Genomic DNA, 13,705 nt, shown 5'->3' on the forward strand with positions numbered 1-13,705 from the left:
GAGGATCACCGAGTGCTCAGCGCTTTTCGGTCGGCACTGACCACGCCGGATCTCCGGAAGAAGATCTTCTTCACGCTCGGCATCGTCGCCGTCTACCGGCTCGGTGCGATGATCCCGTCGCCAGGCGTCTCGTATCCGAACGTCCAGGAGTGCATCCGCCAGGTCGAGGGCAGTGACAACTCGAGCGTCTACTCGCTCATCAACCTGTTCTCCGGTGGCGCGCTGCTGCAATTGTCGATCTTCGCGCTCGGCATCATGCCGTACATCACAGCGAGCATCATCATTCAGCTGCTCACCGTCGTCATCCCGCGGTTCGAGCAGCTCAAGAAGGAAGGGCAGTCGGGTCAGAACAAGCTGACCCAGTACACCCGCTACCTGACCATCGCGCTCGCCATCCTGCAGGCCACGGGGATCGTCGCACTGGCCGACCGTGGGCAGTTGTTCACGAACTGCTCGTTGCCGATCATTCCGAATTCGAGCATCTACACGCTGTCGGTCATCGTCATCGTCATGACGGCGGGCACCGCGGTCATCATGTGGCTGGGCGAGCAGGTCACCGAGCGCGGCGTCGGCAACGGCATGTCGCTGCTGATCTTCGCGTCGATCGCGGCGCGGATCCCGGCCGAAGGCGCCAACATCCTGAGCAACGGCGGCCTGATCTTCGCCGGCGTCTGCTTCTTCGGCCTCGCCATCATCGCGAGCGTGGTGTTCGTCGAGCAGGGCCAGCGGCGAATCCCGGTGCAATACGCGAAGCGCATGGTCGGGCGCCGTATGTACGGCGGCACCTCCACCTACCTGCCGCTGAAGGTCAACCAGGCCGGTGTCATCCCGGTGATCTTCGGTTCGTCGCTGCTGTACCTCCCCGACCTGATCTCGCGGCTCGCCGGCACCACCGGCGGCGGGTTCCAGCAGTTCGTGCAGACCTATCTGGTCGACCAGTCGAGTTGGGTGCACATCACCCTGTACATCGCGCTGATCATCTTCTTCACGTACTTCTACGTCGGCATCACGTTCAACCCCGAAGAGCGCGCCGACGAGATGAAGAAGTTCGGCGGGTTCATCCCGGGCATCCGGCCCGGTCGGCCGACGGCCGAGTACCTGCAGTTCGTGCTCTCGCGCATCACTCTCCCCGGCTCCCTGTACCTCGGCATGATCGCGGTGCTGCCGAACTTCTTCCTCGGCATCACCGGGTCGGGCCAGAACCAGAACTTCCCGTTCGGCGGGACGGCCGTGCTGATCATGGTCGGTGTGGGCCTTGACACGGTAAAGCAGATCGAGAGCCAGCTGATGCAGCGCAAGTACGACGGTTTCCTGCGCTAGCGTCGTTGGTCTGGCCGTGTCGGGTGTTCGAGAGTTCAGCGGGTAGTGGGAGGTTGTTTCGCGTGCGTCTCGTTCTGGTTGGTCCGCCTGGCGCGGGCAAGGGCACCCAGGCGGTGCGTCTCGCGGAGCGTCTCGACGTCCCGCACATCTCCACGGGTGACCTCTTCCGCGCCAACCTGGCCCAGCAGACCCCGCTCGGCCAGGAGGCCAGGCGCTACATGGATGCGGGCGATCTCGTCCCGGACAGCGTCACGGTCGAGATGGTGCGCGAGCGGCTCACGCACGACGACGCCGGGAAGGGTTTCATCCTTGACGGCTTCCCGCGCACGCTCAGCCAGGCCGCCGCGCTCTCGGATCTGCTCGCCGAGCGCGGCGAGGACCTCGATGCCGTGGTCGAGTTCAACGTGCCCGAGGACGAGCTGGTCCAGCGGCTGCTGGGCAGGGGCCGCACCGACGACACCGAGGATGTCATCCGGCGTCGCCAGCAGGTCTACCGCCAGGAGACTGCGCCGCTGCTCGAGCACTACCGCGACCGGCTCGTGACGGTCGACGCCGTCGGCGAGGTCGAGGAGATCACCGACCGGGTGTCCGACGCCCTCCGTACACGATGAGTGAGCGTCAGCGGGCGGATCATCGACACAGCGCCTGCGCGAAGCGCCGGCCGAGCGAGGCCGAGCGATGAGCGGGCGTGGTGGGGTGCGCGGGATTATCGCGCGCTGGCGCGGGCGGGACATCGAGCTCAAGTCGCCTGCCGAACTGGAGGCCATGCGCGCCGCCGGGGCACTCGTCGCGCGCACGCTCGCAGCCGTCGTCGAGCAGACCAAGCCCGGTGTCAGCACCGCGGAGCTGGATGCGCTCGCCGAGCAGACCATCCGCGACGCCGGCGCCGTTCCGTCGTTCCTGGGTTATCACGGCTACCCGGCCTCGATCTGCTCGTCGGTGAACGAGCAGATCGTGCACGGCATCCCGAGCCTGACGCAGATCCTCGCCGATGGCGACCTCATCTCGGTTGACTGCGGGGCCATCCTCGACGGCTGGCACGGCGACGCCGCGGTGACGATCCCGGTCGGCGCGGTGTCCCCGTCCGACCTCGCGTTGTCGGCGGCCTGTGAGGTTGCGCTGTACGCGGGGATCGAGGCGGTGCAGCCCGGTGGGCGCCTCTCCGACATCTCGCACGCGGTGCAGGTGGCCGCCGAGGCGGCGGGCCGCCGCGACGGAGTCGGCTACGGGATCGTGGCCGAGTACGGAGGGCACGGCATCGGCACGGCCATGCACATGGACCCGTTCCTGCCCAACTTCGGCGAGCCCGGCCAGGGGCCGCGGCTCGTGCCCGGCATGGCGCTCGCCGTGGAGCCGATGCTCACCGCAGGCGACCCCACCACCCGGGAGCTCGACGACGGCTGGACGGTGGTCACCGCCGACGGCGGCCGTGCGGTGCACTGGGAGCACTCGGTCGCGATCACCGAGGACGGCCCGCGGGTGCTGACGGTCCTGTCCGACTGACCGGACGAGGCCCGCCTACGACTTTCGATCGGGTACTGCATCGATCGAGACCAGTGCTCCGGCACAACCCACGTCACACGTGTTCCCTGCTTGGGGGCTTGCTGGTCTAGGCTCTGGTCTTGTGAATACAGAATCCACAGTACCGCGGCACACGACTGTCGGGGTGCCGCGCGAGTCTGCCGCCGGTGAGCGACGTGTCGCACTGGTGCCGAAGGTGGTCGAGAAGCTCCGCTCGCGGGGTGTGGAAGTCGTCGTCGAGGCCGGGGCGGGCCTCGGCGCGTTGATCCCCGACGAGCTGTTCACACAGGCGGGCGCCACGATCGGGGATCCGTGGGTCGCCGACGTCGTGGCGAAGGTGAACCCGCCGTCGGCCGAGGAGATCGGCAGGCTGCGCTCGGGCGGCACCCTGATCGGCTTCCTCGCGCCGCTCACCTCGCCGGAGACGATCGAGTCGCTCAAGGCCGCCGGCGTGCAGGCGTTCGCCATGGAGGCGATCCCGCGTATCTCGCGCGCCCAGACGATGGACGCGCTGTCCTCCCAGGCCAACGTCGCCGGGTACAAGGCGGTGCTGCTCGCGGCGGAGCGCTCCACGCGCTTCTTCCCGATGCTGACGACGGCGGCGGGCACCGTGAAGCCGGCGCAGGCGCTGATCCTGGGTGTGGGCGTCGCGGGCCTGCAGGCGCTGGCCACGGCCAAGCGGCTCGGCGCCCGCACCACCGGCTACGACGTGCGTCCGGAGGTGGCCGACCAGGTCCGCTCGCTCGGCGCACAGTGGCTCGACCTCGGCATCGAGGCCGCCGGTGAGGGCGGCTACGCCCGTGAGCTCACCGAGGAGGAGCGCGCCGAACAGCAGAAGCGCCTCGAGGAGGCGATCACCGGGTTCGACGTCGTGATCACCACGGCGAACGTCCCCGGCCGCAAGGCCCCCACCCTGGTCACCGCCAAGGCGGTCGAGGGGATGCGCCCCGGCAGCGTCGTCGTGGACCTGGCCGGTGAGAGCGGGGGCAACTGCGAGCTGACCGAGCCGGGTGAGGTCGTCGTCAAGCACGACGTCACGATCGCGTCCCCGCTGAACCTCGCGTCGACGATGCCGGAGCACGCGTCGGAGCTGTACGCGCGCAACGTGTCCGCGTTGCTGGAGCTCATGCTGGACAAGGACGGTGCGCTCGCACCGAACTGGGACGACGAGGTGCTCGCGAAGTCCTGTGTCACGCGCACGGTGACCGAGTCCGGCGCCGAGGAGAAGGACAACTGATGGAATCCGGACTGCTGGCGAACCTTGCGATCCTGGTGCTGGCCGGGTTCGTCGGTTTCGCCGTGATCTCAAAGGTGCCCAACACCCTGCACACGCCGCTCATGTCGGGCACCAACGCGATCCACGGGATCGTGCTGCTCGGCGGGCTGATCGTGCTGGGCCACCTCGAGAACCCGTCGGTGGTCGACCAGATCCTGCTGGTCATCGCCATCGCGTTCGGCATGATCAACGTGATCGGTGGGTTCCTCGTGACCGACCGCATGCTGGGGATGTTCAAGTCCAAGCCGGATGCCGCCAAGGCGCCGTCGGCCGAGAAGATCGCGTCGAACGGGAAGGGCGCGTGATGGACGTTCTCGTCCCGATCCTCTACATCATCGCGTTCGCGCTGTTCATCTACGGCCTGATGGGGCTCACCGGCCCCAAGACGGCCGTGCGCGGCAACCTCATCGCCGCGGTCGGCATGACGATCGCGGTGGTGGCCACGCTGCTCCAGGTGCAGCACAACTGGATCCTGATCATCATCGGTCTGGTGGTCGGCGCCGCGCTCGGTGTGCCGTCTGCGCGCCAGGTGAAGATGACCGCGATGCCGCAGATGGTGGCGCTGTTCAACGGCGTCGGCGGTGGGGCGGTGGCCCTGATCGCGTGGTCGGAGTTCCGCACCACGGGCGGGTTCTCCGGCGAGCCGGGCTACGTCATCGTCGCCTCGATGTTCTCCGCGATCGTCGGATCGATCTCGTTCTGGGGTTCGCTGATCGCCTTCGGCAAGTTGCAGGAGATCCTTCCCGGCCGCCCGATCGGGCTGGGCAAGGCGCAGCAGTTCGTGAACGGTCTGCTGCTGCTCGGCGCCATCGCCTGTGCCGTGGTGGCCGGGGTCGGCGGTGCTCCGGAGATCTGGATCGTCGCGCTGCTCCTGCTGGCTGCGGTGCTCGGCGTGCTCGTGGTGCTGCCGATCGGCGGCGCCGACATGCCCGTGGTGATCTCGCTCCTCAACGCGCTCACGGGACTCTCGGCCGCCGCGGCCGGTCTCGCGCTGAACAACACCGCGATGATCGTGGCCGGCATGATCGTCGGGGCGTCCGGCACGATCCTGACCAACCTCATGGCCACGGCCATGAACCGCTCGATCCCGGCGATCGTCGCCGGCGGGTTCGGCGGCACCGCCACGCTCCCGGGTGCCGGTGACGGTGTCGAGCGCACGGTCAAGGCGACGTCCGCCGCGGACGCCGCGATCCAGATGGCCTACGCGTCGCAGGTGATCGTCGTGCCGGGGTACGGCATGGCGGTGGCGCAGGCCCAGCACGCGGTGAAGGACATGGCCAAGCTGCTGGAGGCCAAGGGTGTGGAGGTCAAGTACGCCATCCACCCCGTGGCCGGCCGGATGCCGGGGCACATGAACGTGCTCCTGGCCGAGGCGGACGTCTCCTACGACGCGCTCAAGGAGATGGACGACATCAACGACGAGTTCTCCCGCACCGACGTCACGCTGGTGATCGGGGCGAACGACGTCACCAACCCGGCTGCGCGCAACGACTCGAGCTCACCGATCTTCGGGATGCCGATCCTCAACGTGGACCAGAGCCACTCGGTGATCGTGCTCAAGCGCTCGATGAACAGCGGTTTCGCGGGCATCGACAACCCGCTGTTCTACGCCGACAACACCTCGATGCTCTTCGGCGACGCGAAGAAGAGCGTTGCCGAGGTGACGGAGGAGCTGAAGGCGCTCTAGGCCGGACACACGAAACGGCGCTCTCACCCGGCGAGGCCGGGCGAGAGCGCCGTTTTGTTTGTGCGGGTCAGCAGCAGCGGGAGCCGGGCTTCGCGTCCGCTGCGGCGATGCGGCGGCGCTCGAACTCCCGCCTGCTCAGCGGGGCCACACCCGCGTGCTCCTGCGTGTGCCGCTCCAGGTAGCGGTCATACTGCGTCTCCCCGGTGAGCTCGCGCAGGTACCAACGCACCCCACGCCAGATCTCGCCGGGCGTCATGAACGGTCCCCGGCCGTGGCGAGGGCCCGTTTCTCCTCCGCCGTGGCGATCAGGCCGGACGGCGCCACGATCTTGGACGGGACGGCAGGCGCCTCCGTGCTGGGCAGCGGCGTATCCGAGGTGAGCGCCCGGTACCAGACCACCAGCGCGTTGGCGATCACGATGATGATCAGGATCGCGAACAGCGCCGACAGGGTGCCCTGCACGGTGGAGTTCGTGACGACGGTCTGCATTTCCGCGAGGCTCTTCGCGGGCGTCAGCACCTCGCCGCGCGCCAGGGCGGCCGCGTAGCGCTCCCGCTGGGCGAAGAAGCCCAGGGTCGGGTTGGGCGAGAACACCTTCTGCCAGCTCGCCGTGAGTGTGACCGCGACGTCCCACGCGAGCGGGATGGCCGTGACCCAGACGTACTTCGTGCGGCCCGTCTTGATCAGCAGCGTGGTGCAGACCGTGAGCGCGACCGCCGCGAGCAGCTGGTTGGCGATGCCGAACAGCGGGAAGAGCTGGTTGATGCCACCCAGCGGGTCGGTGACACCGGCGTAGAGGAAGTAGCCCCACGCCGCGACGACGACCGCGCTCGTGAACCACATGCCGGGCTTCCAGTTCACGTTGGCCATCGGCTTGTACACGTTGCCGAGGGTGTCCTGGAGCATGTAGCGCCCGACCCGGGTGCCCGCGTCCACCGTGGTGAGGATGAACAGGGCCTCGAACATGATCGCGAAGTGGTACCAGAACGCTCGCAGCGCGTCCCCGCCGAAGGCGCCGGAGAAGATCTCCGACATGCCGATGGCGAGCGTGGGCGCCCCGCCCGTGCGGGCGACCAGCGTGCTCTCCTGAACCGAGGCGGCCGCCGCGGCGAGCTCCTGCGGGGTGATCGTGAAGCCGAGGTTGTTGACCGCTTGGGACGCCGACTCCACCGTGGTGCCGAGCAGCCCGGCCGGGGCGTTCATCGCGAAGTACAGGCCGGGGTCGAGGATGCAGGCGGCGATCAGCGCCATGATCGCGACGAACGACTCCATCAGCATCGCGCCGTAGCCGATGAGCCGGACCTGCGACTCCTTCTGGATCAGCTTCGGCGTGGTGCCGGACGCGATCAGGGAGTGGAACCCGGAGAGCGCGCCGCAGGCGATCGTGATGAACACGAACGGGAACAGCGACCCGGCGAACACCGGCCCGGTGCCGCTGAAGGCGAACGTGGTGAAGGCCTCGGTGTTGAGCACCGGCATGGTGATCAGCACGCCGAGCGCGAGCAGCGCGATCGTGCCGATCTTCATGAACGTCGACAGGTAGTCGCGCGGGGCGAGCAGCATCCACACCGGCAGCACCGACGCCGCGAAGCCGTAGATCACCAGGCAGAGGACCAGCGTGCGCGGGTCGAGCGTGAACGCTTCCGCCCAGCTCGAGTTCTGGACCCACCCGCCCGCGACGATGGCAAGCAGCAGGAGCGCCACGCCGATGACGCTGGTCTCGATGACTCGTCCCGGGCGTATCGAGCGCATGTAGAAGCCCATGAACAGGGCGATGGGGATCGTCATCGCGATCGAGAACGTGCCCCACGGCGAGTGCGCCAGCGCGTTGACGACGACGAGCGCGAGCACTGCGAGCAGGATGATCATGATGGAGAACACTGCGATCAGCGCGGCGACACCGCCGACGACGCCGATCTCGTCGCGGGCCATCTGGCCGAGGCTCTTGCCGTCGCGCCGCATCGAGAAGAACAGCGTGACCATGTCCTGCACGGCACCGGCGAAGATGACGCCGACGATGATCCAGATCGTGCCCGGCAGGTAGCCCATCTGTGCGGCGAGCACCGGCCCGACCAGCGGCCCGGCCCCGGCGATCGCCGCGAAGTGGTGGCCGAACAGCACCCGGCGATCCATCGGCTGGTAGTCCGTGCCGTTGTCGAGCCGTTCAGCCGGAGTGGCCCGGCTGTCATCGACCTTCAGTACCCGCTTGACGATGAACCGGGCGTAGAACCGGTAGGCGATGGCGTAGGAGCCGAGTGCGGCCACCACCAGCCAGATCGCGGAGACGTTCTCCCCGCGGGCCAGCGCGAGCACTGCCCATGCGACGGCGCCGATGATGGCAACCGCCGTCCAGATCAGCACCGACCGGGGGTTCATCCGGGATCGTGTCTCCGACAGGGTCACCGCACACCCCCCGGAGCTAGGCGCCTGGTGTCCCGTCGTTCACGCTGGTCCAGCATCACAACTCCTTGCGCCCTCCGCGGCGCCGTCGCCGCGGACCCCGATGCGTCAGGTTGTCCCGCAGCCACCATCCGGCCGGTGCGGTTGGGCCAGATTGTCACCCGTGACCGGCAGATGCCACCCGAACGGTTGATACCGGTTCCACAACCGTCGGCGAATCACCCTTGGCCGGTGGGGGTCGGCGCGCCGGACTCCGCCTCCTCGGGACGCGTAGCCGGCTCGGTGTCGGGGGGAGAGTCGAGCGGGTGTGCGATCTCGTCCTGCGGCAGCCGCCACCCGAGGATCGCCGCGATCCCCAGGAACACGGGGATGGAACCGGCCAGCGCGAAGGTCAGCGGGACGCCGATCCACTCGCCCACGGGCCCGGCGATCGCCATCGAGACGGGCATGAGTGCCAGCGACACGAAGAAGTCAAGGCTGGAGACCCGCCCCAGGAGGTGTGGCGGCACCCGGCGCTGCAGCAGCGTGCCCCAGATGACCATCGCTACGGACCCGGTGAAGCCGACGACGAACGTGGCGGCCGCCATGATCCACAGCTCGCCGGCGATGCCGATCAGCACCAGGGGCGCCGCGCCCGCACCCCACATCAGGATCATCGTGGTGAGGTAGCGGCGGGGAAGTCGCCACGCCGACACCAGCAGCGAGCCGATGGCACCGCCGAGCCCGAACGCCCCGAGCACGAGGGCGAAGCTGCTGGCGCCGCCACCGGTCTGCTCGCGCACGGCGAACGGGAGCAGCACCTCGATGGGGCCGATGAGCACCAGCACGTACAGCGTGGCGAAGGCGAGTGAGGCGAACAGCCACCCGGTGCGGAACAGGTAGGCGAAGCCCTCCCGCAGGTCGTGGAGCACCGACGTGCGCTCGTCTGCGGGCGCGACGGCGACGCGGCGCATCGCGACGATCGCGACGGTGGCGAGCGCGTAGACGGCCGCGGCGAGCAGCAGCGCGACGCCGGGGGCGAAGGCGCCGACCAGCAGCCCGGCCAGCGCCGGACCGAGTGCCTGCTGCGCGATGGGCCGCAGCGTGCCCTCCACGCCGTTTGCGGCGAGCAGTTCGTCGGGGGGAAGGAGCGTGGGCAGGATCGCCGAGTAGGCCGGGTAGAAGAAGGCCTCGGCCGCGCCGACCACGAACGCGATGACGGCCAGGTGCCACAGCTGCAGGGCACCGGTGACGGCGAGCGCACCTGCGAGCACCGCCGACGCGATCCGGACGATCTCGACGCCGAGCAGCACGGCCCGTTTGGGCAGCCGGTCGGCGGCGACACCTCCGATGAGCACGCTCGCGAGGAGCCCGACACTCGACGCTGCCGCGACGATCGACAGCTCCGACGGCCCGCCGCCGAGCGCGATCACCTGGTAGACGATGGCGACGAGCCAGAGACCGCTGGCGAAGAGCGAGGCCGCCATCGACATCACGAGCAGCCGGTACTCGCGATGGGCGAAGGGGCGCAGTGGACGGGGCAGGACGCGGGGCGGGCGTCCGGGTGAGGTGGTGCCGGCTGGCTGTTCGTTCATCACCGTTCCAACGAACCCTCCTAGGTGAACCGGACTGGAGGTCAAGACCGGATTAATAGGGCGAACCGCACCATAACCGCGGCCTCCGACAAGGTCGCCCCATTTCCCACGCAGCTCGCCGACCCGCCCGTCCGGTGGCCGCGGGGTCCTCATCGGAGGCACCATGGAGAGGTGGCTGGTGAGGAGACGGCGGGCTCGGGCCGGTCCCACGTGCGGCCGGAGGACATGCGTGCCGGGGACGCCGACCGCGAAGTGATGCTCGAACGGCTGCGGGCCGCGCATGCCGAGGGCCGCCTGGACGCCGACGAGTTCGAGGAGCGCGTCACCGCGACGCTCGCCGCCCGCACCTACGGCGAGCTCGCCGCGCTGGCCGCGGACCTGCCCGGCGACCCGCCCTCGCCCCGGCCGCTCGCCCCGCCCGCGGGGCCGGCGCGGCCGCCCGCGCCACGAGCCGATCCGGACGTGGACCTGCGCCGAGGGGCGGTGGCGTGGGGCTGGGTCAGCGCGGTCGCGATCGCGCTCTGGGTGGTCGCGAGCCTCACCACAGGCGTCTTCGTCTTCCCGTGGTGGATCTTCGTGGCCGCGCCGTGGGGACTGGGACTGCTCTGGGCCGTGAGGCAGCAGCGGCGCGACTGACGGTTGGGACGGCGCTGCTGGCCCTACCCCATGTGCGGGCACCCCCGCAAGCGACGTACACTGGGCTTTCGGCGCGCCTCTTGGCGCCGGTTCCGTCGTGCCTACCGCAGCTCACGGTCCCGGAGCAGCGACGTGCCCAGGTACGGCAAGTAGCGAGTCCCACAGTACGCAACCTGTCACGGAACGCGGAGGACATGGCCAAGAAGGACGGGGCGATCGAGGTCGAGGGCCGGGTCGTCGAACCCCTGCCGAACGCGATGTTCCGCGTGGAGCTGGAGAACGGACACCGGGTCCTCGCACACATCAGCGGCAAGATGCGTCAGCACTACATCCGGATCCTCCCCGAGGACCGGGTGGTGGTCGAGCTGTCGCCATACGACCTGACCCGCGGCCGCATCGTCTACCGCTACAAGTGACTATTCCCAACCCGAGAGAGCGACGGACGTGAAGGTCCAGCCGAGCGTCAAGAAGATCTGCGACAAGTGCAAGGTGATCCGCCGCCACGGTCGGGTCATGGTGATCTGCGAGAACCTGCGCCACAAGCAGCGCCAGGGCTGATCACCCGCGCCGTCGCGACGACTTCGCGCAGCAGTACAGCAACACAGAGGAACCCAGCGCACCTACCGGGCCACACGGGCCCGGTTCACCCCCGGACCAGGCCGGGGCCCGGAATCAGATCCTCCGGGACGGGCGCCGGGCAGACCTGGAACGGGAAACGACAGGAGCACCCCGCCGTATGGCACGTCTCTCCGGCGTCGACCTCCCCCGCGAGAAGCGGATGGAGATCGCGCTCACCTACATCTACGGGATCGGGCGCACCCGGTCCATCCAGATCCTCGACGCCACCGGCATCAGCCGCGACCTGCGTTCGCGGGACCTGACCGACGAGGACCTCGCCGCCCTCCGCGAGTACATCGAGAACAACTTCCGCGTCGAGGGCGATCTGCGCCGCGAGGTGCAGGCCGACATCCGTCGCAAGATCGAGATCGGCTGCTACCAGGGGATCCGGCACCGCCGGGGCCTGCCGGTGCGCGGCCAGCGCACCAAGACCAACGCCCGCGGCCGCAAGGGACCGAAGAAGACGGTCGCCGGCAAGAAGAAGGCAGGTAAGAAGTAATGCCGCCCCGCACTCGCGCTGCGTCCGGCCCGAAGAAGGTCCGGCGCAAGGAGAAGAAGAACGTCGCGCACGGCCACGCGCACATCAAGAGCACCTTCAACAACACCATCGTGTCGATCACCGACCCGACCGGTGCTGTGATCGCGTGGGCCTCCGCGGGCCACGTCGGTTTCAAGGGCTCGCGCAAGTCCACGCCGTTCGCCGCGCAGATGGCCGCCGAGAGCTGCGCCCGCAAGGCCGCCGAGCACGGCATGAAGAAGGTCGACGTCTTCGTGAAGGGTCCCGGGTCCGGCCGCGAGACGGCGATCCGGTCGCTGCAGGCAGCCGGCCTCGAGGTCGGCACGATCTCCGACGTCACCCCGCAGCCGCACAACGGCTGCCGTCCGCCCAAGCGGCGCCGGGTCTAAGGGAAAGGGAGTAACCAGACATGGCTCGTTACACCGGCCCCATGACCCGCAAGTCCCGCCGGCTGAAGGTCGACCTCGTCGGCGGCGACCAGGCGTTCGAGCGCCGTCCCTACCCGCCCGGCCAGCACGGCCGGATCCGGATCAAGGAGACGGAGTACCTCCTGCAGATGCAGGAGAAGCAGAAGGCCCGTTTCGCGTACGGCGTGCTGGAGAAGCAGTTCCGCCGGTACTACGAGGAGGCCAATCGCCGCCAGGGCAAGACGGGCGACAACCTGCTCCAGATCCTCGAGTCGCGGCTTGACAACGTCGTCTACCGGGCGGGCATCGCACGCACCCGGCGGATGGCGCGCCAGCTCGTCAGCCACGGCCACTTCGTGGTCAACGGCAAGCGGGTGAACGTCCCCAGCTTCCGCGTCTCGCAGTACGACGTCATCGACGTCAAGCCGAAGTCGATGGGCACCGACCCGTTCATCATCGCCAAGGAGCTGGTGGGCGACCGCCCGATCCCGGCGTGGCTGCAGGTCGTTCCGTCGAACCTGCGAATCCTGGTCCACCAGCTGCCCGAGCGGCCGCAGATCGACACCCAGGTCACCGAGCAGCTGATCGTCGAGCTCTACTCCAAGTAGCGCTCGACACCCCCCGGTCCCGCAGGGAGGGGCCGGGGGCTTGCTGCGGCATCAAATAGCGGTTGCCGCAGGCCTGAAGGAGGCACCCACCCATGCTGATCTCTCAGCGCCCCACCCTGACCGAGGACTCGGTCGTCGACACCCGGTCGCGGTTCGTCATCGAGCCCCTCGAGCCGGGCTTCGGCTACACGCTGGGCAACTCGCTCCGGCGCACCCTCCTGTCCTCCATCCCGGGGGCGGCGGTCACCAGCATCCGCATCGACGGCGTGCTGCACGAGTTCACCACCGTGCCCGGCGTCAAGGAGGACGTCACCGACATCATCCTCAACCTCAAGGAGCTGGTCGTCAGCTCCGAGGAGGACGAGCCGGTGACCATGTACCTGCGCAAGCAGGGCCCCGGCCCGGTCACGGCCGGCGACATCGTGCCCCCGGCCGGTGTCACCGTGCATAACCCGGACCTGCACATCGCCACCCTCAACGACAAGGGCCGCCTCGAGGTGGAGCTCGTCGTCGAGCGGGGCCGCGGCTACGTCCCGGCGATGCAGAACAAGGCCACCGGCGCCGAGATCGGCCGCATCCCGGTCGACTCGATCTACTCGCCGGTGCTCAAGGTGACCTACAAGGTCGAGGCCACCCGCGTCGAGCAGCGCACCGACTTCGACAAGCTGGTGCTCGACGTCGAGACCAAGCCCTCGATCACCCCGCGGGACGCGCTGGCCTCGGCCGGCAAGACCCTGGTGGAGCTGTTCGGGCTCGCCCGCGAGCTGAACGTCGACGCCGAGGGCATCGAGATCGGCCCGTCGCCGCAGGAGGCCGACACCATCGCGGCCTTCGCGATGCCGATCGAGGAGCTGGACCTCACCGTCCGCTCCTACAACTGCCTCAAGCGCGAGGGCATCCACACCGTGGGTGAGCTGGTGGGCCGCAGCGAGGCCGACCTGCTCGACATCCGCAACTTCGGCGCCAAGTCCATCGACGAGGTCAAGATGAAGCTCGTCGGCCTCGGCCTGGCCCTGAAGGACAGCCCGCCCGGATTCGACCCGTCGGCCGCGGCCGCCGAGTACGGGTCCGACGGGTACGACCCTGACCAGCCGTTCGGGGACGACGGCCAGGACTACGCAGAAACGGAGCAGCTGTAGCC

General features: G+C 68.9%; 16 protein-coding genes. 13 read left to right on the top strand and 3 right to left on the bottom strand.

Features of this window, described 5'->3' with window-relative positions; genetic code table 11:
• Window positions 1-12: 12 nt before the first annotated feature.
• From secY to ABD143_RS30730, 6 genes are all read left to right on the top strand, one after another.
• On the top strand, window positions 13-1,320 hold the full coding sequence (gene secY, locus ABD143_RS30705) for a preprotein translocase subunit SecY (RefSeq protein WP_343984935.1): 1,308 nt from the start codon (window positions 13-15) through the stop codon (window positions 1,318-1,320).
• 62 nt (window positions 1,321-1,382) lie between these two features.
• Window positions 1,383-1,931, top strand: a complete 549-nt coding sequence (locus ABD143_RS30710; protein WP_343984936.1) for an adenylate kinase — start codon at window positions 1,383-1,385, stop codon at window positions 1,929-1,931.
• A gap of 67 nt (window positions 1,932-1,998) precedes the next feature.
• Entirely contained in the window at window positions 1,999-2,823 is an 825-nt protein-coding gene (map, locus tag ABD143_RS30715) for a type I methionyl aminopeptidase (protein ID WP_343984937.1), read from the top strand.
• A 121-nt stretch (window positions 2,824-2,944) separates the two neighbouring features.
• Window positions 2,945-4,078, top strand: a complete 1,134-nt coding sequence (locus ABD143_RS30720) for a Re/Si-specific NAD(P)(+) transhydrogenase subunit alpha (protein ID WP_343984938.1) — start codon at window positions 2,945-2,947, stop codon at window positions 4,076-4,078.
• The gene (locus ABD143_RS30725) at window positions 4,078-4,422 is read left to right on the top strand and encodes an NAD(P) transhydrogenase subunit alpha part 2 (RefSeq protein ID WP_343984939.1); all 345 of its coding nucleotides are present in this window, start codon (window positions 4,078-4,080) and stop codon (window positions 4,420-4,422) included. The genes ABD143_RS30720 and ABD143_RS30725 overlap by 1 nt, the downstream gene beginning before the upstream one ends.
• Window positions 4,422-5,804 (top strand): NAD(P)(+) transhydrogenase (Re/Si-specific) subunit beta, encoded by a 1,383-nt coding sequence (locus tag ABD143_RS30730; RefSeq protein ID WP_343984940.1) that lies wholly within the window; start codon window positions 4,422-4,424, stop codon window positions 5,802-5,804. The genes ABD143_RS30725 and ABD143_RS30730 overlap by 1 nt, the downstream gene beginning before the upstream one ends.
• A 67-nt stretch (window positions 5,805-5,871) precedes the next feature.
• On the opposite strand, the gene ABD143_RS30735 is transcribed toward ABD143_RS30730, so the two are convergent.
• From ABD143_RS30735 to ABD143_RS30745, 3 genes are all read right to left on the bottom strand, one after another.
• On the bottom strand, window positions 5,872-6,060 hold the full coding sequence (locus ABD143_RS30735) for a YbdD/YjiX family protein (RefSeq protein WP_343984941.1): 189 nt from the start codon (window positions 6,058-6,060) through the stop codon (window positions 5,872-5,874).
• Window positions 6,057-8,180, bottom strand: a complete 2,124-nt coding sequence (locus tag ABD143_RS30740; protein ID WP_343984942.1) for a carbon starvation CstA family protein — start codon at window positions 8,178-8,180, stop codon at window positions 6,057-6,059. Before ABD143_RS30740 ends, ABD143_RS30735 begins: the two co-directional genes overlap by 4 nt.
• 242 nt (window positions 8,181-8,422) lie before the next feature.
• Window positions 8,423-9,778 carry an MFS transporter gene (locus ABD143_RS30745; protein WP_343984943.1) on the bottom strand — a complete coding sequence of 452 codons (1,356 nt, stop codon included), beginning with the start codon at window positions 9,776-9,778 and terminating at the stop codon, window positions 8,423-8,425.
• 171 nt (window positions 9,779-9,949) lie between these two features.
• Between ABD143_RS30745 and ABD143_RS30750 the strand changes: the two genes are divergently transcribed.
• The 7 genes from ABD143_RS30750 (at window position 9,950) to ABD143_RS30780 (ending at window position 13,703) form a co-directional block, all read left to right on the top strand.
• Complete coding sequence (locus ABD143_RS30750) at window positions 9,950-10,414, top strand: DUF1707 SHOCT-like domain-containing protein (RefSeq protein ID WP_343984944.1); 465 nt, start codon at window positions 9,950-9,952, stop codon at window positions 10,412-10,414.
• Window positions 10,415-10,608: 194 nt separating this feature from the next.
• Entirely contained in the window at window positions 10,609-10,830 is a 222-nt protein-coding gene (gene infA / locus ABD143_RS30755; protein WP_028929190.1) for a translation initiation factor IF-1, read from the top strand.
• Between the two features lie 28 nt (window positions 10,831-10,858).
• On the top strand, window positions 10,859-10,972 hold the full coding sequence (gene rpmJ, locus ABD143_RS30760) for a 50S ribosomal protein L36 (protein ID WP_010148647.1): 114 nt from the start codon (window positions 10,859-10,861) through the stop codon (window positions 10,970-10,972).
• A 178-nt stretch (window positions 10,973-11,150) separates the two neighbouring features.
• Window positions 11,151-11,531 (top strand): 30S ribosomal protein S13, encoded by a 381-nt coding sequence (gene rpsM, locus ABD143_RS30765; protein ID WP_343984945.1) that lies wholly within the window; start codon window positions 11,151-11,153, stop codon window positions 11,529-11,531.
• The gene (rpsK, locus tag ABD143_RS30770) at window positions 11,531-11,938 is read left to right on the top strand and encodes a 30S ribosomal protein S11 (protein WP_343984946.1); all 408 of its coding nucleotides are present in this window, start codon (window positions 11,531-11,533) and stop codon (window positions 11,936-11,938) included. The genes rpsM and rpsK overlap by 1 nt, the downstream gene beginning before the upstream one ends.
• A gap of 20 nt (window positions 11,939-11,958) precedes the next feature.
• Entirely contained in the window at window positions 11,959-12,564 is a 606-nt protein-coding gene (gene rpsD, locus ABD143_RS30775; protein ID WP_343984947.1) for a 30S ribosomal protein S4, read from the top strand.
• A gap of 92 nt (window positions 12,565-12,656) precedes the next feature.
• Window positions 12,657-13,703, top strand: a complete 1,047-nt coding sequence (locus ABD143_RS30780) for a DNA-directed RNA polymerase subunit alpha (RefSeq protein ID WP_343984948.1) — start codon at window positions 12,657-12,659, stop codon at window positions 13,701-13,703.
• Window positions 13,704-13,705 lie beyond the last annotated feature (2 nt).

The organism is Pseudonocardia aurantiaca, assembly GCF_039526725.1.
Classification (GTDB): Bacteria; Actinomycetota; Actinomycetes; order Mycobacteriales; family Pseudonocardiaceae; genus Pseudonocardia; species Pseudonocardia aurantiaca.

Bases quoted from the DNA above. Each gene is read 5' to 3' on its own strand.
- map (WP_343984937.1), top strand. From the start codon at position 1,999: ATGAGCGGGCGTGGTGGGGTGCGCGGGATTATCGCGCGCTGGCGCGGG.
- ABD143_RS30725 (WP_343984939.1), top strand. From the start codon at position 4,078: ATGGAATCCGGACTGCTGGCGAACCTTGCGATCCTGGTGCTGGCCGGG.
- ABD143_RS30730 (WP_343984940.1), top strand. From the start codon at position 4,422: ATGGACGTTCTCGTCCCGATCCTCTACATCATCGCGTTCGCGCTGTTC.
- ABD143_RS30735 (WP_343984941.1), bottom strand. From the start codon at position 6,060: ATGACGCCCGGCGAGATCTGGCGTGGGGTGCGTTGGTACCTGCGCGAG.
- ABD143_RS30740 (WP_343984942.1), bottom strand. From the start codon at position 8,180: ATGAACCCCCGGTCGGTGCTGATCTGGACGGCGGTTGCCATCATCGGC.
- ABD143_RS30745 (WP_343984943.1), bottom strand. From the start codon at position 9,778: ATGAACGAACAGCCAGCCGGCACCACCTCACCCGGACGCCCGCCCCGC.
- infA (WP_028929190.1), top strand. From the start codon at position 10,609: ATGGCCAAGAAGGACGGGGCGATCGAGGTCGAGGGCCGGGTCGTCGAA.
- rpsM (WP_343984945.1), top strand. From the start codon at position 11,151: ATGGCACGTCTCTCCGGCGTCGACCTCCCCCGCGAGAAGCGGATGGAG.
- rpsK (WP_343984946.1), top strand. From the start codon at position 11,531: ATGCCGCCCCGCACTCGCGCTGCGTCCGGCCCGAAGAAGGTCCGGCGC.
- rpsD (WP_343984947.1), top strand. From the start codon at position 11,959: ATGGCTCGTTACACCGGCCCCATGACCCGCAAGTCCCGCCGGCTGAAG.
- ABD143_RS30780 (WP_343984948.1), top strand. From the start codon at position 12,657: ATGCTGATCTCTCAGCGCCCCACCCTGACCGAGGACTCGGTCGTCGAC.